The 21,575-nt window shown below is 45.1% G+C and carries 19 protein-coding genes and 1 riboswitch; of the genes, 7 read left to right on the top strand and 12 right to left on the bottom strand.

What is annotated here, in order from left to right; all coding sequences use genetic code 11:
- Window positions 1–15: 15 nt before the first annotated feature.
- Complete coding sequence (phoB, locus tag GZK95_RS03140; protein ID WP_075710071.1) at window positions 16–705, bottom strand: phosphate regulon transcriptional regulator PhoB; 690 nt, start codon at window positions 703–705, stop codon at window positions 16–18.
- A gap of 385 nt (window positions 706–1,090) precedes the next feature.
- On the opposite strand from phoB, the gene rdgC reads away from it, so the two are divergent.
- The 3 genes from rdgC to GZK95_RS03125 all read left to right on the top strand — a co-directional run bounded on the left by rdgC (window position 1,091) and on the right by GZK95_RS03125 (window position 3,815).
- Window positions 1,091–2,005: a recombination-associated protein RdgC gene (gene rdgC, locus GZK95_RS03135; RefSeq protein WP_075715646.1), complete on the top strand. Its 915-nt coding sequence runs from the start codon at window positions 1,091–1,093 to the stop codon at window positions 2,003–2,005.
- A gap of 152 nt (window positions 2,006–2,157) precedes the next feature.
- Window positions 2,158–3,558: a prephenate-dependent tRNA uridine(34) hydroxylase TrhP gene (gene trhP, locus GZK95_RS03130; protein WP_075710067.1), complete on the top strand. Its 1,401-nt coding sequence runs from the start codon at window positions 2,158–2,160 to the stop codon at window positions 3,556–3,558.
- A gap of 2 nt (window positions 3,559–3,560) precedes the next feature.
- Window positions 3,561–3,815 carry a YfhL family 4Fe-4S dicluster ferredoxin gene (locus GZK95_RS03125; RefSeq protein ID WP_075710065.1) on the top strand — a complete coding sequence of 85 codons (255 nt, stop codon included), beginning with the start codon at window positions 3,561–3,563 and terminating at the stop codon, window positions 3,813–3,815.
- Window positions 3,816–3,861: 46 nt separating this feature from the next.
- Here the strand turns inward: GZK95_RS03125 and GZK95_RS03120 are convergent, their stop codons facing one another.
- From GZK95_RS03120 to queA, 8 genes are all read right to left on the bottom strand, one after another.
- Window positions 3,862–4,170 (bottom strand): hypothetical protein, encoded by a 309-nt coding sequence (locus GZK95_RS03120; protein ID WP_075710063.1) that lies wholly within the window; start codon window positions 4,168–4,170, stop codon window positions 3,862–3,864.
- Window positions 4,171–4,490: 320 nt separating this feature from the next.
- A complete protein-coding gene (gene mepA, locus GZK95_RS03115) occupies window positions 4,491–5,369 on the bottom strand; it encodes a penicillin-insensitive murein endopeptidase (protein WP_075715647.1) in 879 nt (292 codons plus the stop codon).
- 11 nt (window positions 5,370–5,380) lie between these two features.
- On the bottom strand, window positions 5,381–5,713 hold the full coding sequence (locus tag GZK95_RS03110; RefSeq protein WP_075710059.1) for a DUF1904 domain-containing protein: 333 nt from the start codon (window positions 5,711–5,713) through the stop codon (window positions 5,381–5,383).
- A gap of 267 nt (window positions 5,714–5,980) precedes the next feature.
- Complete coding sequence (secF, locus tag GZK95_RS03105; RefSeq protein WP_075710057.1) at window positions 5,981–6,928, bottom strand: protein translocase subunit SecF; 948 nt, start codon at window positions 6,926–6,928, stop codon at window positions 5,981–5,983.
- Window positions 6,929–6,942: 14 nt separating this feature from the next.
- Window positions 6,943–8,799 carry a protein translocase subunit SecD gene (gene secD / locus GZK95_RS03100; protein WP_075710055.1) on the bottom strand — a complete coding sequence of 619 codons (1,857 nt, stop codon included), beginning with the start codon at window positions 8,797–8,799 and terminating at the stop codon, window positions 6,943–6,945.
- A gap of 21 nt (window positions 8,800–8,820) precedes the next feature.
- On the bottom strand, window positions 8,821–9,147 hold the full coding sequence (gene yajC, locus GZK95_RS03095) for a preprotein translocase subunit YajC (protein ID WP_075710053.1): 327 nt from the start codon (window positions 9,145–9,147) through the stop codon (window positions 8,821–8,823).
- A gap of 197 nt (window positions 9,148–9,344) precedes the next feature.
- The gene (gene tgt / locus GZK95_RS03090; RefSeq protein ID WP_075710051.1) at window positions 9,345–10,475 is read right to left on the bottom strand and encodes a tRNA guanosine(34) transglycosylase Tgt; all 1,131 of its coding nucleotides are present in this window, start codon (window positions 10,473–10,475) and stop codon (window positions 9,345–9,347) included.
- Between the two features lie 341 nt (window positions 10,476–10,816).
- Entirely contained in the window at window positions 10,817–11,869 is a 1,053-nt protein-coding gene (queA, locus tag GZK95_RS03085) for a tRNA preQ1(34) S-adenosylmethionine ribosyltransferase-isomerase QueA (protein WP_075710049.1), read from the bottom strand.
- A 281-nt stretch (window positions 11,870–12,150) separates the two neighbouring features.
- On the opposite strand from queA, the gene GZK95_RS03080 reads away from it, so the two are divergent.
- Both GZK95_RS03080 and GZK95_RS03075 read left to right on the top strand, forming a co-directional pair.
- On the top strand, window positions 12,151–14,091 hold the full coding sequence (locus GZK95_RS03080) for a HAMP domain-containing methyl-accepting chemotaxis protein (RefSeq protein WP_075715648.1): 1,941 nt from the start codon (window positions 12,151–12,153) through the stop codon (window positions 14,089–14,091).
- Between the two features lie 219 nt (window positions 14,092–14,310).
- Window positions 14,311–14,754: a CBS domain-containing protein gene (locus GZK95_RS03075; RefSeq protein WP_075710045.1), complete on the top strand. Its 444-nt coding sequence runs from the start codon at window positions 14,311–14,313 to the stop codon at window positions 14,752–14,754.
- Window positions 14,755–14,971: 217 nt separating this feature from the next.
- Here GZK95_RS03075 and aceA read toward each other — a convergent pair whose 3' ends face one another.
- The 3 genes from aceA to GZK95_RS03060 form a co-directional block, all read right to left on the bottom strand.
- Window positions 14,972–16,279: an isocitrate lyase gene (aceA, locus tag GZK95_RS03070; protein ID WP_075710043.1), complete on the bottom strand. Its 1,308-nt coding sequence runs from the start codon at window positions 16,277–16,279 to the stop codon at window positions 14,972–14,974.
- A gap of 104 nt (window positions 16,280–16,383) precedes the next feature.
- Complete coding sequence (gene aceB / locus GZK95_RS03065; protein ID WP_075710041.1) at window positions 16,384–18,021, bottom strand: malate synthase A; 1,638 nt, start codon at window positions 18,019–18,021, stop codon at window positions 16,384–16,386.
- A 660-nt stretch (window positions 18,022–18,681) separates the two neighbouring features.
- Window positions 18,682–19,587 (bottom strand): hydrogen peroxide-inducible genes activator, encoded by a 906-nt coding sequence (locus GZK95_RS03060; protein ID WP_075710039.1) that lies wholly within the window; start codon window positions 19,585–19,587, stop codon window positions 18,682–18,684.
- Between the two features lie 199 nt (window positions 19,588–19,786).
- Here GZK95_RS03060 and GZK95_RS03055 point away from each other — a divergent pair, with 199 nt between their 5' ends.
- Window positions 19,787–20,395, top strand: coding sequence for a peroxiredoxin C (locus GZK95_RS03055; RefSeq protein ID WP_075710037.1), 609 nt, complete (start codon window positions 19,787–19,789; stop codon window positions 20,393–20,395).
- Between the two features lie 271 nt (window positions 20,396–20,666).
- Window positions 20,667–20,742: riboswitch (Fluoride riboswitch) on the top strand.
- Window positions 20,743–20,877: 135 nt separating this feature from the next.
- Complete coding sequence (locus tag GZK95_RS03050) at window positions 20,878–21,570, top strand: iron-sulfur cluster assembly scaffold protein (RefSeq protein WP_075710035.1); 693 nt, start codon at window positions 20,878–20,880, stop codon at window positions 21,568–21,570.
- Window positions 21,571–21,575 lie beyond the last annotated feature (5 nt).

Here is a 21,575-nt window from a genome sequence, read left to right as displayed (position 1 = left end):
CTTCTCCATCAGGTACTAAGCTTTGGTTGAGAAACGATAGCCTGCACCACGAACTGTTTGGATAAGTTTATCATGACCTTCCATTTCCAGTGCTTTACGCAGACGACGAATATGCACATCTACAGTACGATCTTCGACATAAACATTCGTACCCCAAACGTTGTTGAGTAACTGTTCACGACTGTAAACCCGTTCTTGATGCGTCATAAAGAAGTGCAACATCTTAAACTCTGTTGGTCCCATGTCTAATGGCTGGTCGTTCGCCGTGACACGGTGAGAGACTGGGTCAAGTTTGAGCCCTTGCACATCAATAACATCTTCCAATGCCGTTGGCGTAACGCGACGAATCACCGCTTTTAAACGCGCCACCAATTCTTTGGGTGAAAAAGGCTTGGTAATGTAATCATCCGCACCAACTTCTAAGCCACGCACCTTGTCTTCTTCTTCACCACGAGCTGTCAGCATCACCACCGGGATATTGCGCGTCAATTCTTCGCGCTTCATATGCTTAATGAAATTAATCCCGCTACCACCAGGTAGCATCCAATCCAGTAAAACGAGGTCTGGGAAGGGTTCGGCAAGTTTAGTTACCGCTGTATCGTAGTCTTCAGCTTCTACGGCTTGGTAACCCTTCTGTTCAAGAACAAAGCACAACATTTCACGAATTGGTGCTTCATCTTCAACAACTAGAATCCTTCTAGACATAATAAATAACCTTTCTTTAATCAGTTCTCTGAAATTAGGACCAACCCTCCTCAATCTCTTGATGGAGTAGCTAGGCGACAAATAAACTCAACAATGCATATCGATGCATTACATAATTTAGACGAGTTGCTGCGACCTACAACGCTAACGCTTCAAAAATGAAGAGGAAATACGCCTTCGATGCCTAGGCATTATTACTAGCAATTATGACACTTTTGTGACCTTTGCAAACAAATTTTCATAGAAGCTTCTTAATTGAATGGTTGAAAATCAATCAATAAGCGTTAGTGATTCCGAACTCGATTGATATTTTTCATATCCTAACAGACAAGCGGATAAAATTTGCCTAAGATGGACGACTTCAATGTTTAAGTAGAGAAAATGTATGTGGTTTAAAAACTGTCTGGTATACCGCGTGAACCGCGAGATTGATTTCAAAGCAGACCAGCTAGAGCAGCAATTGGCTGAGTTTCGTTTTACCCCTTGTGGCAGTCAAGACAAACAGAAATTTGGCTGGGTGACCGCGATGGGACGCCATGGCGATATGATGACTCATGTATCAGAAAACCACATCCTGATCTGCGCTAAAAAAGAAGAAAAAATGCTGCCTGCGTCAGTGATCAAAGAGTCATTGAATGCCAAGGTTGAGGCGATGGAAGCAGAAGAAGGTCGTCCACTGAAGAAGAAAGAAAAAGACAACCTTAAAGATGACATCGTGATGGATCTACTGCCACGAGCCTTTAGCCGTAGCAACCACACCTATGTATTAATTATGCCAAAACAAGGTTTTATCCTTGTCGATGCCAGCAGTTACAAAAAAGCAGAAGATGTACTGGCGCTACTGCGTAAAACCATGGGTAGCCTTCCTGTCGTGCCTGCAATTCCAGAAAGTGGCGTTGAAGTGACGCTAACAGAATGGGTTAAGACCGGTAACACCCCAGCAGGCTTTACCATGTTAGACGAAGCGGAACTTAAATCAGTGCTAGAAGAAGGCGGCGTCATCCGTTGTAAAAAGCAGGAACTGACCGCTGATGAAATCCGCAGCCATATCGAAGCGGACAAAATGGTGACTAAACTGGCGCTCAACTGGCAAGAGCGTATCGAGTTTATCTTGGCAGAAGATAGCAGCATCAAACGCTTGAAGTTCTATGATGAGCTGAAAGATCAAAACGATGATATTCCACGTGAAGATCAAGCCGCTCGTTTTGATGCGGACTTCTCATTGATGTGTGGCGAGTTAAGTGCATTTTTGCCAAATCTTTATGAAGCGTTGGGCGGTTTACCTAACCCGAACGCGTAATCTTCTCCCCAAGCCCTCGAAAGAGGGCTTTTTATTGCCCGCAAAATCTCGGTTTTTCTAGTCATTGGTCACATTTTGACGTAAAATTTGCGCCCCAATTCCATAAGGTGGAATTGGCCTGACTTGAGATCAGATTAATAGAGAATTGAGCAATGACGACAGATAAAGTATTCGTACCTGAGCTACTATCACCAGCAGGTAGCCTTAAAAACATGCGTTACGCATTCGCCTATGGCGCTGATGCCGTTTACGCAGGTCAACCTCGCTACAGCTTACGCGTGCGCAACAACGAGTTTAACCACGAAAACCTAAAAATCGGTATCGATGAAGCCCATGCCCTCGGTAAAAAGCTTTACGTGGTATGTAACATCCAGCCGCACAACTCTAAGCTAAAGACTTTCATTCGTGATCTAAAACCTGTGGTTGAAATGGGCCCTGACGCTCTGATCATGTCGGATCCAGGTCTAATCATGTTAGTACGTGAAGCTTTCCCTGAAATGCCTATCCACTTGTCAGTTCAAGCGAACGCTGTTAACTGGGCAACGGTTAAGTTCTGGGCATCACAAGGTGTTGAGCGCGTTATCGTCTCTCGTGAACTTTCTCTCGAAGAAATTGAAGAAATTCGTCAGCAGTGCCCTGAAACTGAAATCGAAGTATTCGTTCACGGTGCACTGTGTATGGCTTACTCTGGCCGCTGCCTACTGTCAGGTTACATCAATAAACGTGACCCTAACCAAGGGACATGCACTAACGCATGCCGCTGGGAATACAAAGTAGAAGAAGGCAAAGAGAACGACGCAGGCCAGATTGTTGAAGCTTTCGATCCAAATGAAGCGCAAGCAATTGAAGTTGCCGATGAGCGTCCAGAAACCACCATTGGTCGTGGTAAACCAACTGATGAAGTTGTCCTACTCTCTGAAAGTCACCGCCCTGAAGAAAAAATGGCGGCATTTGAAGATGAGCATGGTACTTACATCATGAACTCAAAAGATCTTCGTGCTATCCAACACGTAGAGCGCCTAACTCAGATGGGTGTACACTCACTTAAGATTGAAGGCCGTACTAAGTCGTTCTACTACTGCGCTCGTACTGCGCAAGTTTACCGTAAAGCGATTGATGACGCGGTTGCTGGTCGTCCATTTGACGAAAGCCTAATGACAACCCTAGAAAGCCTAGCACACCGTGGTTACACCGAAGGTTTCCTACGTCGTCATACTCATGATGCGTACCAAAACTACGACTACGGTTACTCAGTATCTGACGCACAACAGTTTGTGGGTGAGTTTACTGGCAAACGTCGCGGCGACCTTGTAGAAGTGGAAGTGAAGAACAAGTTTGTGGTTGGTGATAACCTTGAGCTGATGACGCCAAAAGGCAACATTAACTTCACACTTGAGGCGATGGAAAACCGTAAATCGGAAGTGATTGACGATGCAAAAGGCAATGGTCACTTCGTCTTTATTCCAGTACCACAAGACTTGGATCTTGAGTACGCGCTGCTTATGCGCAACCTGAACGATGGTCAGGATACTCGTAACCCAACGGGTAAGTAATCATGGCATTACTGATTACGGATAAGTGCATCAACTGCGATATGTGTGACCCAGAGTGCCCAAATGGTGCAATCTCTATGGGTGACAGCATTTTCGAAATCGATCCTAATCTGTGTACGGAGTGTAAAGGCCACTATGACAAGCCCACTTGTCAGTCGGTGTGCCCGATTACCAAGTGTATTATCACTGATCCAAACCATGTTGAAACGGACGAAGAACTGCTTGAGAAGTTCGTTATTATTCAAGGTTTAGCATAAAAGCAAAAGGCTCATCATTGATGAGCCTTTTTTGTATTGATCGACCTTAACCGGATTTGATAATGGGAAAGATATTGCAGTAAAGCTCTTTCTCGAATTGATACTCCAAATGATCTCGCCACTTTACTGCTTTGCCAATGGGAACTAAGTAAAAGGTCTCGCGCGATGTGTCAGTCACAAACGCTAATCCGTGTTGCATCAGTTCATAATGGACATCGTGAACAAATCCAGGGTCTAATCTTTGCCTGCCAGTGAGATGATTGACCTCCTCACGAGAAATCATCACTGATTCGGTAGCACTGCCAAATCTCAGCTTTAGCCACTCGGCAAAATCTTTTGCACATACCATAGTCATGGGAGTGTCCTTGCTCTAATTTCATAGGAAGTAAGCCGAGCATCCTATTTATAATCACATATCGAATAACCAACTCTGTTTTTATCTGTTTTTTTATGTACCCAACTACTCGTATTTACCGCCAGTTTTAGAGCATCCGTCGTCACTCCGGCGATACCTTAAAAGATAGGTAACCGATCTATGCGCAATCATCGACTAGCGCATCAAGGTACATATCATCTTAAGTCCTTTTAAATCTAGGAGAGGATGAGATGAATCTCCAGCTATAAAGTGTCAAATCTCATCGTTAAGGGCAGACGCTACAGGGTAGACGAGATAATTTATTTCGAATGATCAATAAGCTGAGTACACTGCCTAGGAAGGAATTTTTTTGGCTTTGATTTTACTTTGACAGTGGTTGAAGTCGCTGATTTCTCAACTTTAGTATTAGTTTTAGAACCACGATAGGTTTTTACGTTGTGCGCTTTCGCCGGCTTCCAACTCGCGACTTCCGCACCGCAACCATCTCCTTTCGGTGGTGGCTTTTGATCGACACAGTTAGCATCACCTTGAGGACAACGCAGCCGAACATGCATGTGGTAATTGTGCCCCCACCAAGGTCTTACTTTGCGCAGCCAATCTCGGTTTGCCCCCTCTAGGCTGCACAGCTTATCTTTGATAACAGGATGGACGAAAATACGCGCAACTTCATTATCTTGAGCGGCCATTTTCACAAGACGGAAATGACGATTATCCCAGTTAGCGCTGCTGAGTTTATACGCCGACATATCGACTAACGTCTTTGGCTTGGGGAGTGATAGTTGCGCAGACGAAAGTTTGGTGTCGGCAAGCCGAAACCAGATATCAGCATCAAGACCAGTTTGGTGACTGGTATGTCCGGAAGAAAAACGACCACCTTGCGGTAAAGACATATCACCAATCAATATGTGAGTGCGTAACTCACTGCGCGCTTTCGATGAGAGTCGCTCGATAAAAGCAATGGTATTAGGATGGCCGTAATAGCGTTTGTTTTGGCTACGTAAGACTTGATAGCCATGACCATTCAAAGGTAGAGCTTTGGCTCCGAGCAGACAGCCATTAGCATAACTGCCAATGGCTTCTGGAGAGAGTCGATTGGGTTGAGAAAAAGACTCCCAAGGCGATGCGAACAATGAAAACGACCAGAACAAAGTTAAGAAAATCGCCCAAGTCATTTTCATCGTATCACCTCTTAATAGTGCTCAGCGTTATCGTAGTAACCACTTGCATTCAGTGCGGTAAAGATCACGGCCACATTGACGTCTTGGCCCATAATTCCGCGCACCTGCTCAGTCACAATTCTCGCGACTGCATCCTGCTTCTCTTGACCACGATCGAACCAAAGCACTTCGACAAATGGGTAAGCAGGGTTTACTTCGCCCTCGTGGTAAAAGGTAGTGTAGACATACTCAAAAGTGAAGTCTTCACGTGGACAATCCATGTAAGGTTGTAGCTCATCAATCAGTGGCTTAGACAGTGTTTGTACTGTTTGTGGTTCGACTGCTCTAAAACGAAAATGTGGCATCTCTTGTTTCCTAATTATGGTTATGATTTTATCGCTCTACTTAAATACCTTACGATGACTGTTCGATGACAACTAAGAAAACCCATAAGATAAGTACAGGTTTATTCCAGGTTTATTCCAGGTTGCCAAGCAGGCAGTATCGTCAAGTAGAACGGGGTTACTATGATACCCAATTGCTGTGCAAAGGGTAACGACAAAGTCATATCATGCTCGCATAGCCAATAAAAAAGCCGCTTGAATGAAGCGGCTTTTCGATAGCATGACGGGTTATGGCATCTCGTCGAACTCTGCACCCTCTTTTTCTACTTGAGGTGGCATTAAGTGCTCTTTGGTAATACCCAGTTTCCATGCCAATGCCGAAGCAACATAGATCGATGAGTATGTACCCACGGTGATACCCAACAGCAATGCTGTGGCAAAACCATGAATCATCGCACCGCCTTGAGTAAACAGCGCGATAACCACAAATAACGTCGTACCAGAAGTGATCAAAGTACGGCTCAGGGTTTGTGTAATCGCACTATTGATCACTTCAACCGAGTCGCCTTTACGCATACGACGGAAGTTCTCACGAATACGGTCAAATACAACGATGGTATCATTGAGCGAGTAACCCACTACCGTCAGCAACGCTGCAACGATGGTCAGATCAACCTCAATCTGCATGATTGAGAACACACCCAAAGTGATAATGATATCGTGAGCAAGTGACATTACCGCACCGGCAGCGAGACGCCATTCGAATCGTACCGATACGTAGATCAAGATACAGATCAATGACACCAGAATCGCAAGACCACCAGCTTCAGTCAGTTCGTCACCTACGTTAGGACCAACGAACTCGATACGGCGCATCTCAACTTCTTTACCCGTGCCTTCTTTGATTGCAGAGATGATTTGGTTACCTAGCGTCTCACCTGAAATATCTTCACGTGGACTTAGGCGAACCATGACATCACGCGCACTACCGAAGTTTTGCACAATCGCGTCACCAAAGCCTTTCGCTTCCAGTGATGTACGAATTTCGTCAAGTTGCGCAGGCTGTTCAAAGCCGACTTCAATCAAGGTACCACCGGTAAAATCAAGACCCCAGTTCAACCATTTAGTCGAAAGAGTAAAGATCGATGCACCAATCATGAACAAAGAGAATACGAAAGCCACCTTTGACCAACGTAAAAAGTCGATCGTACTTTCTGCTTTTAGAATCTGAAACATATTAATTCCTAGCCTTAGATCGACAATTTATCGATGCGTTTACCACCGTAAAGCAGGTTAACCACACAACGGGTACCTACAATAGCTGTAAACATCGAAGTCAAAATACCAATCGATAGTGTTACCGCGAAACCTTTAATCGCCCCTGTACCAACTGCAAACAGAATGATTGCAGTAATCAGGGTCGTGATGTTGGCATCAGCGATAGTACTAAACGCGTTGGCGTAACCTTGGTGAATCGCTTGTTGTGGAGAACGCCCTTCAAGCAGTTCTTCACGAATACGTTCGAATATCAGTACGTTGGCATCAACCGCCATACCCACTGTCAATACGATACCGGCAATACCAGGCAGCGTCATTGTTGCCCCCGGAATCATCGACATAATACCGATAATCAGTACTAGGTTAGACATCAGCGCTAGGTTAGCAATCAGACCAAACTTACGGTAATAAACGACCGTAAACAGCATTACTGCCACCATACCCCAGATACAAGCTTGGATACCCATATCAATGTTTTGCTGACCCATTGATGGACCAATGGTACGCTCTTCGACAATCGAAATCGGCGCAATCAATGCACCAGCACGTAGTAGCAAGGCAAGGTTGTGTGCTTCAGCAGCAGAGTCAATACCCGTAATACGGAAGTTACGACCTAGTGCCGATTGAATCGTCGCTTGGTTGATCACTTCTTCATGCTTAGACAAAATTACTTTGCCTTCAGCTGTCTTACGACCACTGTCTTTGTACTCCGCAAATACCGTTGCCATTAGCTGACCGATATTTTTCTTCGAGAACGCAGACATCTTGTTACCACCTTCGCTATCCAGCGTGATGTTAACCTGTGGACGACCGTATTCATCGACGCTAGAGCTTGCATCCGTGATGCTCGCACCGCTGAGGATAACGCGTTTCTTAAGAACAACTGGACGACCATCAGTATCAAGCTTGATCTCTGAACCAGCTGGTGCACGACCATTTGCTGCCGCTGCTAAGTCCGCTTTTGAGTCTACTTCACGGAACTCTAGGGTTGCAGTTGCACCAAGAATCTCTTTTGCTCGCGCAGTATCTTGAACACCTGGAAGCTCAACCACGATACGGTTTGCACCTTGACGTTGCACAAGTGGTTCAGCAACACCCAGTTCATTTACGCGGTTACGTAAGATAGTAATGTTCTGATCGACCGCATAATTGCGGATCTCAGTGAGGCGTTGTTCGGTAAAGTTAGCAACTAAAGAGAAGCGACCATTGCCATCAGACTCAGTAAACACCATATCTGGGTGATTCTTTTCCAATAACGCTTTTGCTTGGGCAAGTTGCTCTTCGTTACGCAGCATCACTTCAACAGCATCTTTACCTGAAGGGCGAATAGCGCGGTAACGAATTTTTTCTTCACGCAGTTCACTGCGGAAAGCTTCTTCTTGTTGACCAACCAGTTTTTCCATAGCCGCGTCCATATCCACTTCCATCAAGAAGTGAACACCACCACGTAGGTCAAGACCTAGTTTCATTGGTGAAGCACCAATCGCTTCAAGCCAGTTTGGTGTTGCCGCAGCAAGGTTAAGCGCCACAATAGTATCTTTATCGAGGGCTTCACTAATAATGTCGCGCGCACTGATTTGAGTATCAGTGTCGTTAAAACGAACAAGAATTGATCCATTCTCTAAAGCAATGGATTTATAAGAAAGGCTCTGCTTATCGAGAGCTTGAGTGACAGAATCCAGCGTAGCCATATCTACAGAGGCGCCACGCGCCCCTGTAACTTGAATTGCCGGATCTTCACCGTATAAATTCGGAAGTGCATACAATGCCGCGATTGCAATCGCAAACATCACCATCAAGTACTTCCATAACGGGTATCGGTTTAGCACAGCGAGGATCCTTTAGCTGTATTAAAGAGATTTCAGTGTACCTTTTGGTAGCACTGCTGAAACGAAGTCTTTCTTGATAACAACTTCGTTGTTCGCGTTTAGCTCAATTGTGATGTAGTCATTGTCTTCTGCGATTTTAGTGATTTTACCCACTAGACCACCGTTAGTTAGCACTTCATCACCCTTGCCCATTGACGCCATTAGGCTTTTGTGTTCTTTAACACGCTTAGCTTGTGGACGGTAAATCATGAAATAAAAGATTACCGCAAACATCGCTAGCATGATGATCATTTCGAAACCGCCACCTGCTGGTGCTTCTGCTGCTGCGTGAGCCTGAGAAATAAACATGAAAATATCCTCTATTATATTTTTGATTGTCCAACAAATTGGGCTTTGGCCGGTTATATTCAAGTGCGCATATCGCTATTAGGGATCGCACTCTCAAAAATATCGAGCTTTTGCTCATTTGTTAGGCTGATGTGTCGATACACCAATCAGCCATTAATAAAAGCCTCAGGCAACGGCCTAAGGCTTGATTCTTGTTGTTACTTGCCTAGTGGCGGCACTTCGCGATTGCGACGTGCATAAAACTCTTCAACAAACTGGTCGAAGCGATCTTCATCAATCGCCGCACGGATGCTTTCCATCAAACGTTGGTAGTAACGTAAGTTATGAATAGTATTTAGACGTGCACCCAGAATTTCGTTACAACGGTCTAAGTGGTGAAGGTACGACTTAGAGTAGTTTTTACAAGTGTAACAGTCACAGTGCGGATCTAATGGTGTTGTATCTGTTTTATGTGTCGCATTACGGATCTTGATCACACCACCAGTCACAAATAGGTGACCATTACGGGCGTTACGCGTCGGCATTACACAGTCAAACATATCAATACCGCGGCGTACACCTTCTACTAAATCTTCTGGTTTGCCAACACCCATTAAGTAACGAGGTTTGTCAGTCGGAAGTTGTGGACAGGTGTGCTCAAGAATACGGTGCATATCTTCTTTCGGTTCGCCTACCGCTAGGCCACCGACTGCGTAACCGTCAAAGCCGATTTCAGTCAAACCTTTAACCGATACATCACGTAGGTCTTCGTACACGCCACCTTGAACGATACCAAATAGGTTGTTCTGGTTTTCTAGCTTGTCGAAGTGATCACGTGAGCGTTGTGCCCAACGTAGTGACATTTCCATCGATTTTTTTGCTTCGTCATGTGTCGCTGGGTATGGCGTACACTCGTCAAAGATCATTACGATGTCTGAACCTAGGTCTTTCTGGATTTCCATCGACTTCTCTGCGTCCATGAAAATCTTGTCACCGTTTACAGGGTTACGGAAGTGCACACCCTCTTCAGTGATTTTACGAATATCACCAAGGCTGAATACTTGGAAGCCACCTGAGTCAGTCAGGATAGGACCTTGCCAGTTCATGAAATCGTGCAAGTCACCGTGCATTTTCATCACTTCTTGACCAGGACGTAACCATAGGTGAAAAGTGTTACCTAGCAGAATTTCTGCGCCAGTCTCTTTCACTTCTTCAGGTGTCATACCTTTAACCGTACCGTAAGTACCTACAGGCATGAACGCTGGCGTTTGAACACTGCCGCGCTCAAACGTTAGCTGACCACGACGTGCATTGCCGTTGGTCTTTTTTAAATCAAATTTTAACTTCACGAAGCCTCCAATGTCAGAGAAACAGTCTGACTAAGATCTCGGGCATTTCTGCCCATACGATACCAATTACATCAATAATTCGATGCCATTGCTATGAGGAGCGGTCGCTTTTCCGTGCGAGATATGAAAAGTGCTCTTTTCATCCCTAGCCTACTGCTAGCACTCGTAAACTTTAAGACAAAGAGATTCCCTACTTGTTCGTTCCTCACTCTAGGGAATGACAAAGTCTGAGATTATTTCACGCTGAGTGACGGCAACATTATATGCTTACACCCACTATAAATAACGATTTTGTCATTCCTAAATCGAGGGACGAGATATCAGGAATCTCTATTCGTAATTTATGCCGTTTTCTTCTTAATGAACATCGAGTCACCATATGAGAAGAATCGATAGTGGTTCTCTACCGCATGCTTGTATGCATTCATGGTATTTTCGTAGCCGGCAAACGCGCTCACTAGCATGATCAAGGTTGACTCAGGCAAGTGGAAGTTAGTGATTAAGCAATCCACTAACTGATACTCATAGCCAGGGAAAATAAAGATTTCGGTATCACCAAAAAATGGCGCTAATTCGGTGCCTTTTTTCAATGCATCTTGAGCGGCACTTTCCAGTGAACGAACCGATGTTGTACCGACTGCAATCACTCGACCACCGCGCGCTTTAGTCGCGTTAATCGCGTCAACCACGTCTTGTGTCACTTCAACGTATTCAGCGTGCATGTGGTGATCATGGATATTGTCGACTTTCACTGGTTGGAACGTACCCGCACCCACATGCAGCGTCACGTATGCCAGTTCAGCACCCTTCGCTTTGATTTTCTCTAGCAAGACTTCATCAAAGTGTAAGCCTGCCGTTGGAGCGGCAACCGCACCTGGTTTTTGGTTATAAACCGTTTGGTAGCGCTCTTTATCCGCATCTTCATCAGGGCGATCGATGTATGGCGGCAGTGGCATGTGACCAATCTGCTCAAGAATTTCAAGCACAGTTTGCTCAGCATTAAACTTTAGTTCAAACAGGGCATCGTGACGTGCAACCATCTCGGCTGAAAACTCGTCATTTTCCCCAAGAAGAATGGTTGAACCTGGCTTAGGTGATTTAGAGCAGCGAACATGGGCTAGAATACTCTTTTCATCCAGCATGCGCTCCACCAGCACTTCAAGCTTACCACCCGACTCTTTACGACCAAACATGCGCGCTGGGATAACACGGGTATTATTAAAAACAACTAGGTCACCCGCTTCTATATGATTTAACACATCGGTAAACGAGCCATCTACCAACGCTCCGCTATTACCATCAAGTTGCAATAGACGACTTGCGGTACGTTCTGGTTGTGGGTAACGGGCGATCAGCTCATCAGGTAGGTCGAAATGGAAATCAGATACTTGCATGTTTTTGGTCTTAAATCGAGTTAACAATAGGGGTCACGAAACATTTCGCAGCCGACTAGTATATGTCGCCCAACCGCAATAGCAAGAATAGATGTTGTGATAAAAATTAATCGCGACAGAAATGTTTTGACTCCGTGCCAGTTGGCAAAAAATAAAATTGCAAAAGCATGGTACTTTTGCGCGATCTGTAACAGAATATTACCGCCATTAATAAAAATAATAATAAAGGACAAAGCGAAAATACTCGGCAATCATTCATATTATTAAGGTGGATAATCAATATGAAATTAAAGCAGCAACTCACGTATGGATTTGGAAGCATCATACTTTTGCTTCTCTTTACCAGCGCCATTTCTATTTTTCGCTTCGGCGAGACGAATCAGGGCTTCAATACCTACCGCAACCTCGCGCTGGCGAGCGTCAATAGCGGACAGATCCAAGCCAACCTGCTCGATGCTCGACTGGCGGTTAACAAGTACATCAAAACGCAACAAGCTGCGGATCTCAAAACCTTTGATAATCGCATCCAATCTATCTCTGCATTGATTGAGCAAATCACTCACCTCAAGCTGACTGACGTTCACAACCGTGAATTTGACGCCTTAAAGCAATCAATTAAGCAGTACCAAGACTCAGTACAGCAAGTAGCTCAGCTGATTAATCAGCGTAATCAATTGGTTAACGACAAACTCGATCCAAACGGTGCGCAAATGCAAAGCACCTTGGCTGAAATGATGACCGCAGCTAACAGCTCTGGCGATATGGAGTTGGCGCTGCACACCAGTGAGTTGCAAGAGAGTGTGCTGAGTGCGCGACTTTTCGCCGTTAAGTTTCTCGTCAACAATAGCCCAGCGGACGCAAGCGCAGCGGCAGAGCAGTTCTCTCAAATCCAAACTCGCCAACAAGTGCTTGAGCCATATCTATTAACCGGCGAGCAAAAAGCACAGTTTGCCACCTATCAACAAGCCTTTGCGACCTACAAACAGACGTTTGATCAGATCGTTGCGACCATCAATCAACGTAACCAAATCATCAGTGGTCAGTTGGATGTAATTGGCGCACAAGCGGCTAAGTCGATCGAAAACATCAAGGTATCAACCAAACAAGAGCAAGACACCGTAGGACCTAACATGGTGAATCAGCTCAATAGCGCCGAAAGCATTATCCTGTGGCTTGCCGCTATCGCAATCTTGATTGCCCTTGGCGTCGCAATCTTTATTTACCGCAGCATTAACCGTGTCGTCGGCGGTGAACCAAGCGAAATTCAACTCTTAGTTCAAGAAGTTTCAAAAGGTGACCTTTCCAGCGACATCCAAATTACCGGCAAAGAGAGCGGTATCTACGCCAATATTCTGGAAATGCGTGCTGAACTGCGTCGTATTATGCAAGGTTTTCACTCTATCTCTGATAGCGTGTCATCAGCCTCTGTCGAATTGGCAGCCGTGATGACGCAAACAGAAGCCAATGCACAGCAAGAACTGAGTCAGATCGAGCAAATTGCCACGGCCATTAATGAGCTATCTAGCACCGCATCAGAAGTCAGCCATAATGCTTCATCAGCAGAACAAGCCGCATCTGGTGCGACAGACAATGTTCATGCTGGTCAAAACGCGCTGCGCTCCTCTGATGAAGTGTCGCGTAAAGTGGAACACTCGATCGAAGAGACCACGAACATTGTCAACCAGCTACGCGAGTACTCGATTGAGATCGGTACTGTGGTGGAAGTGATCAACACCATCTCTGAACAGACTAACCTACTGGCGCTAAATGCCGCGATCGAAGCGGCTCGCGCCGGTGAGCAAGGGCGTGGTTTTGCAGTTGTAGCAGATGAAGTGCGCTCATTGGCGGCAAAAACTCAGCAATCGACGGTTGATATCCAAGAGATCATCTCTCGTCTGCAGTCACAAGCTGAGGAAGCCAATAAGTTTATGTCCGCCAATGTGACACTGGCAGAGGACTCACGTGCAATAAGCCAACAACTGGGAGACTCTTTTACTGCGATTGCTAAATCGGTAACACAAATCTCAGATATGAACACCCAAGTAGCTACGGCATCAGAAGAGCAATCGAGTGTGACTCATGATATCTCGCAAAATGTCAGCCTGACATTTGAAATCGTCAACCAGAACGTATCAGGTGTGCAGGAAAGTCAAAAGGCCAGTGAGGAACTCTCAAGCCTTGCGGCAGAACAGAAACATTTACTCAATTTCTTTAAGCTTTAACCCGTCCCGTTCAGGCACCCTCTATGGGTGCCTATCTCTCTGTTTTGGTTAGGTTAGTAAGCCAATTCAGGATATATTTCCTTACTAATAATAAGCACATTTTGCTAAGAATATTGCTTAGCTCCCAAAACCTTCCTGAGTTTAATCCTATAGTATTAATAGACCCCATTACCGGCATTCACGCGGTAACAATCTGCGCATATAACTGAGGAGGTTACCATGATAAGAGTCGAAGATATGATGACACGTAACCCGCACACCTTGTTACGCTCTCATCTCCTTTCTGACGCTAAACACACCATGGACGCATTAGGTATTCGTCATATCCCTATCGTGGATAGCAATCGCCATTTACTGGGTATCATTACTCAGCGTGATGTGCTGGCCGCGCAGGATTCCAACCTACAAAAAGAGACGGATGAGCCATCTTTTACGTTAAGTACTCCCCTGTACGAAGTGATGCGCACCAATGTCATGAGCGTTAGTCCCAAAGCAGGCCTTAAAGAGACAGCTATCTATATGCAAAAACACAAAGTGGGCTGCTTACCTATCGTTGATAAAGGCCGTTTAGTTGGCATTATGACCAACAGTGACTTTGTTGCCATTGCGATTAATTTGCTTGAGTTGCAAGAAGAAGTTGAGCCTGAAGAGGTTGAAGATTGATAAAAAAAGAGCGGCCCGAGCCGCTCAAAGAACATCAAAATTTATGCCTAAAAATTGTTTCTACCCAACTGAGTTGGGTGTATTCCTAGGGGTGTAAGTAGGAACAGAAATGAAATAATTATTGAAAGCCACCAAGTCTAGGGAAATAAATTCTTGGTGTCAGGTGATTGCAATCGTCCGACTCGAGCAATCACCCAACTTTCAACAATCACGTTGACTAAAACTGATCTTCTTCAGTAGAACCAGTTAGAGCCGTTACCGATGAGTTACCACCTTGGATGGTGTTCGTCATCTTATCAAAGTAGCCAGTTCCCACCTCTTGTTGGTGAGCAACGAAAGTATAACCTTTCTCAGCCGCTTCGAACTCTGGACGTTGAACCTTCTCAACGTAGTGACGCATACCTTCACCTTGAGCGTAAGCATGAGCCAACTCAAACATGTTAAACCACATGTTGTGGATACCTGCGAGCGTAATGAACTGGTACTTGTAACCCATATTCGCTAGCTCTTGCTGGAACTTAGCAATAGTCTCTGCATCTAGGTTTTTCTCCCAGTTGAAAGACGGTGAGCAGTTGTAAGCCAATAATTGATCTGGGTATTCTGCATGAATCGCTTCAGCAAACTTACGCGCTTCTTCCAAACATGGCGTCGCCGTCTCACACCAAATCAAATCAGCGTATGGTGCATAAGCTAAGCCACGAGAAATCGCTTGGTCGATACCTGCACGCACTCGGTAGAAGCCTTCTTGAGTGCGCTCACCTTCGATAAAGTCTTTATCGTATGGGTCACAGTCTGAAGTCAACAGGTCTGCTGCGTTCGCATCGGTACGAGCGATAACAAGAGTCGTCGTACCGGCAACGTCTGCTGCCAAGCGCGCTGCAACCAGTTTTTGTACCGCTTCTTGAGTCGGTACCAACACTTTACCGCCCATATGACCACATTTTTTCACTGACGCCAGCTGGTCTTCAAAGTGCACACCTGCAGCACCCGCATCAATCATCGACTTCATCAATTCGTAAGCGTTGAGTACACCACCAAACCCGGCTTCTGCATCGGCAACGATAGGTAAGAAGTAATCGATGCCGCCTTCTTCTGGAGATTTGCCACCTGCCCATTGGATTTGGTCCGCACGACGAAATGAGTTATTGATGCGTTTTACCACGGATGGAACTGAATCCACTGGGTATAACGATTGGTCTGGGTACATGGTTGATGCGGTATTATTGTCCGCGGCAACCTGCCAACCTGATAGATAAATCGCTTCAATTCCTGCTTTCGCTTGCTGAACGGCTTGACCACCGGTCAGTGCGCCAAGACAGTTGACGTAGCCCTTTTTCGCACTGCCATTAACCAGTGACCATAGTTTATCGGCACCACGTTGAGCGATGGTGTTCGCTGGAACCATAGAGCCGCGTAGCTCTACCACTTCTTCCGCACTGTATGGACGTTTAACGTTTTTCCAGCGTGGATTGGTTTCCCAGTCTTTCTCTAGAGCTTCAATTTGTTGGCGTCGAGTTAATGTCATTGGTCTATCCCTCATCATTTGCGCACTGCGCTTTGTTATTTGTACTGGCGGTACATCCTTCGCCACCAGAATTCCTTCACGTTATTGGTTAGATATGTTGTTAACTAATCGAGGTAGTCATACCCCGGAATAGTTAAAAAGTTGGTTAATTCATCACTAGTGGTCAGTTCTGCCATCAACTTGGCAGCTTCTTCAAAGCGCCCTGCTTGATAGCGAGCCTCGCCGACTTCCTGTTTGACCACTTCAATCTCTTCGGTTAGATACTGTTCAAATAGCGCCTTAGTCACCACCTGCCCGTTATCTAGATCTTTTCCATGTTGAATCCATTGCCAGATTGATGCGCGTGATATTTCTGCCGTTGCCGCATCTTCCATTAGGCCATAGATTGGCACACAACCATTGCCAGAAATCCACGCCTCGATGTATTGCAATGCCACGCGAATATTGTGGCGCATCCCCTGCTCAGTTCGTTCACCGGAACACGCTTCCAATAGTTGCTCAGCGGTAATTGGCGCATCTTCTTCGCGGCTAACATCTAATTGATTAGGACGCTCACCTAGCACCTTGCTAAATACTTCCATTGCCGTATCAGCAAGACCTGGGTGGGCAACCCATGTGCCATCATGACCGTTGTTGGCTTCTAAGGATTTATCGTTATGAATCTTGTCGAGAACTTGTTGATTCTGCACCGGGTCTTTAGCTGGGATAAACGCTGCCATTCCCCCCATCGCAAATGCACCACGCTTATGACATGTGCGTACCAACAGTCGCGAATAGGCATTGAGAAAAGGCTTATCCATTGTCACCACTTGACGATCTGGCAGCACGCGATCTGGGTGTTTTTTCAATGTTTTGATGTAACTAAAGATATAATCCCAACGCCCGCAGTTTAGACCGACAATATGCTCTTTTAGCGAGAACAAAATTTCATCCATCTCGAATACAGCTGGCAAGGTTTCAATCAGTACTGTTGCTTTGATGGTACCGGTGTTGAGCGCAAAATAGTCCTCTGTAAAATGGAACACATCACTCCACCACTTCGCCTCATGATGGGACTGTAGTTTTGGCACATAGAAGTAAGGTCCACTGCCTTTCTTTAACAGCGCTTGATAGTTGTTGTAGAAGTAAAGAGCGAAGTCAAAAAGAGCGCCGGGAATCACCTGCTGATCAAAAGTCACATGCTTTTCTTTAAGATGCAGGCCACGAACTCGGCAAATCAATACCGCAGGATCTTGGCTTAACTCATAATGTTTGCCGTTACCTGGATTGGTATAACTAATGGTGCCGCGCACCGCATCTCGCAAATTCACCTGACCATCCAACACTTTATCCCACGCAGGTGACATCGAGTCTTCAAAGTCCGCCATAAACACCTTCACATTAGCGTTTAAAGCGTTGATAACCATTTTGCGATCCGTTGGGCCAGTAATTTCTACACGACGATCTTGTAAGTCACTTGGAATACCAAGGATTTTCCAACTCCCTTCGCGAATATCTTGTGTTTCTGGCAAGAAGTCAGGCAGTTCCCCAGCGTCTATCGCAGCCTGCTTTTGCTCTCGGGCCGAGAGCAAACCGTCAATACGCGGAGCAAAGCGTTCACAAAGCAAAGCGAGGAAGGTCTGAGCCTCCTTAGGAAAAATCACTTGATGCTCTTGTGACACCTCGCCAGTAATACTCAGTCGGCGAAGGGTTTCTTGGGCTTCCTTGTTAGGTGTTGTTTTTTCCGGCGTTTGAGCAAGCATGATCTCTTCCTTTAAATCCGTTGCCGCACTTACATTTGTAATTAACAGACGACAATTTTATTAATAATTCCGACATAACCAGACGGTTTGGTTGGTGCTCTTTGGCTCTAAATTTAATCTATTCCGTTTTGATTTCAATCTAGACATAAGTCTTATCGAGCCTTTATTTAACTTACATCAGCACGATTGATAGAAAAAGAGCCAGAGCGAAGTTTGAAGTTTTATTCGGTAGGGGTAAAAGAGAGGTTTAAGCGACAATTAATGTAAGTAGTTACGTAATTTAATTTCAGTGAAATTTGGAAGGTAAAATTAATTCAAACGAACGTTTAAATAAACAAATAGGCAAATTACCTTTTATTTAACAATACCTTGCATCCTAAACAGACATCAACTTCAAACACGGATGAATTTGAAAGATGTAAAATTAACAATGTGAAATTTCACTATTTACTGAAATCTTCAAAGAAAAATCTCTGTAAAATTTTACAAGTTAAACTACACCAACAGGATAAAAAACTAAAAAGTGCACTAGTTACAGTGCACTTTAATTAAGATATGTCGAATCATCGGCTAATACTAATAGCTAAACCGCGGATTGAAGCCTGTTTAAAAATATCGCCAAGCGATGCGCCTGAGAGATTGAGGCTATGGTGATCCCGCTTATAGTAGTTCCGACACCACGTCTGCTAACTGATTAAACGTTTTCACGCGGGAGGAACTTGGACGCCACACTAACCCGATATGGCGATGGGCTTGCTGACCTGGCGGATCAACAACCACTAAGTTCTGATTGTCGATTAGGCCGTGATCAATCGCCATTTGTGGAATAAAAGTCGTACCTAAACCATTAGCCACCATTTGAACCAGTGTATGTAAACTGGTGGCAGAGAATGGGTTAATCTTCTCTTTTTCGGTTAACTGACACGCTGACACCGCATGCTCGGTTAGGCAGTGCTCTCTCTCGAGTAAAAAGACAAACTCATCAGGCAAGTCATCATAATGGATAGGAACTTTAATCGCCTCAGCCTGATTTCGGCTAATGATCATCCGAAATGGATCGCTGCCGACGATTTTGCTTTCCATGCCATCGATTTCCACTGGCAGAGCCAATATCAATACGTCTAACTCACCATTGCGCAATGCCGCTAGGAGGTTGGTCGTCGTATCTTCGCGAAGCAGCATATTGAGGTTAGGAAAACGTTGGTTGACCTCTTGCACTAAATCGCAAAGTAGAAAGGGGGCGATAGTTGGAATACAACCGACTTTTAATTGCCCTTCCATATCTCCACCTTGGCACAAACGTCCAAGCTCAACCAAATCTTGCCCTTTCGCAAGCAGATCACGCCCCTGTTGCACAACTAACTCTCCGGCATGAGTGAACACCAACGGGCTTTTCTTATCTTTCTTTTCATATAAAGGACAACCAATCAGCTCTTCGAGGTTTTGAATCCCCTTACTTAGCGTCGATTGGCTAACAAAGCATTTTTCTGCCGCATCACTAAAGTGACGGGTTTCATGCAGGGTTACCAAATAGTGTAATTGTTTGAGACTAGGCCATTTATTCATAGTTTTATCGTTATCTATTACTTGGGCAGTGATCGAAACAGCAGATTGCAATTTTATCGCTTTTTTCGATTAACTTAATCTATTTAATTCGCTTTTTTCAATACTACAATCTGTACTATAGTTTGTCCCGTACAAACACGGACCAAACCGAAACAGAGTTAACAGGTTTGGAACTTACCAAATATTTAGGAGCAAAAAAATGGTACTAGTTGGTCGTCAAGCCCCTGACTTTACTGCAGCAGCTGTTCTAGGTAACGGCGAAATCGTTGATAACTTCAACTTTGCAGAGTTCACTAAAGGTAAGAAAGCAGTTGTTTTCTTCTACCCACTAGACTTCACTTTCGTTTGCCCATCTGAGCTGATCGCATTCGACAACCGTTTTGAAGATTTCAAAGCAAAAGGTGTAGAAGTAATCGGTGTTTCTATCGATTCTCAGTTCTCTCACAACGCATGGCGTAACACTGCTGTTGAAAACGGCGGTATCGGTCAAGTTAAATACCCTCTAGTTGCAGACGTTAAGCACGAAATTTGTAAAGCTTACGACGTTGAGCACCCAGAAGCAGGCGTTGCATTCCGTGGTTCATTCCTAATCGACGAAGACGGTCTTGTACGTCACCAAGTTGTGAATGACCTTCCACTAGGTCGTAACATTGATGAAATGCTACGCATGGTTGACGCACTTAACTTCCACCAAACTCACGGTGAAGTTTGCCCAGCGCAGTGGGAAGAAGGTAAAGCAGGTATGGATGCATCACCTAAAGGTGTCGCAGCATTCCTATCTGAGCACTCATCTGACCTAGCTAAATAATTAGTCAGGTACCGAGCTAGAAAACTAGCTCACTATTACCCCCGCTCAACGGGTAATCGGTTGGACACAAATAAAGCATAAGCGCGAAAAGCGCAGCGCCAATCAGTAATAGTAAAGTCTCTAATGAAAAGCCCAATGCACCGCATTGGGCTTTTTTATTTGCCCTTAACAAACGCTATCGCTTTATAGTCATAGACGTATAGTAATGGGGTTTTATAGTGCTACTTGGTCTAAAAACCTTGTTGATGATCACACTTTCCTGGCGTTATGATAGCGACAAGGTGATGGGGTGCCACCGGAATCAAAAGATTCGAACCGCTTATAAAGCTGATGACTCCTACAGAAACGAAAACAGGTCAGCCCTGTTGGAAATGCTTTCGCCGCCTATATAGTGAAAGCAAGAGTTCTGTAGTGAGCAATTCAACTCTTCTCCAACCCCGCTCCTGTTTTCTCAAAAAATAAAAATACACTGGGAAAACATTATGCAATATTCACACGAAATCCAATCAATGTGCCCGATTCAACGCGGCGATCTGCATGCCTCTGCACCGATCCCTGTTGAAGGCGCAATGATCAATCCAAAAGACGTTATCGCGATTTCTGGTCTTAGCCACGGCGTTGGCGCTTGCGCTCCGCAACAAGGTGCGGCAAAACTGACCCTCAACGTTAAAAACGGCATCATTGAAGAAGCTTTGATTGAAACAATCGGCTGTTCTGGCATGACTCAATCAGCTGCCATGGCCGCAGAAATCCTCACCGGTAAAACCATTCTTGAAGCTCTGAATACCGACTTGGTGTGTGATGCTATCAACGTCGCAATGCGCGAAATCTTCCTGCAATTTGTTTACGGTCGTACACAATCTGCTTTCTCTGAAGGTGGCTTGGAAATTGGTGCCGCACTGGAAGATCTTGGTCAAACTCAGCGTAGCCAAGTAGGTACTAGCTACGCAACCAAAGCCAAAGGCGTACGTTATATGGAACTGGCTGAAGGCTACGTAACTAAACTCGCGCTAGATGAAAACAAAGAAGTGATTGGTTACCAATATCTCAACCTCGGCAAGATGATGAAAGCCATCAACGAAGGCGTACCTGCAGCAGAAGCCGCAGACAAAGCAACGGGGACTTACGGTCGTTTTGACGAAGCCGTAACAACCATCAACCCACGCCAACAATAATTGCC

The organism is Vibrio panuliri (genome assembly GCF_009938205.1).
Lineage (GTDB): Bacteria > Pseudomonadota > Gammaproteobacteria > Enterobacterales > Vibrionaceae > Vibrio > Vibrio panuliri.
This window is presented reverse-complemented; position numbering and strand designations above follow the sequence as displayed.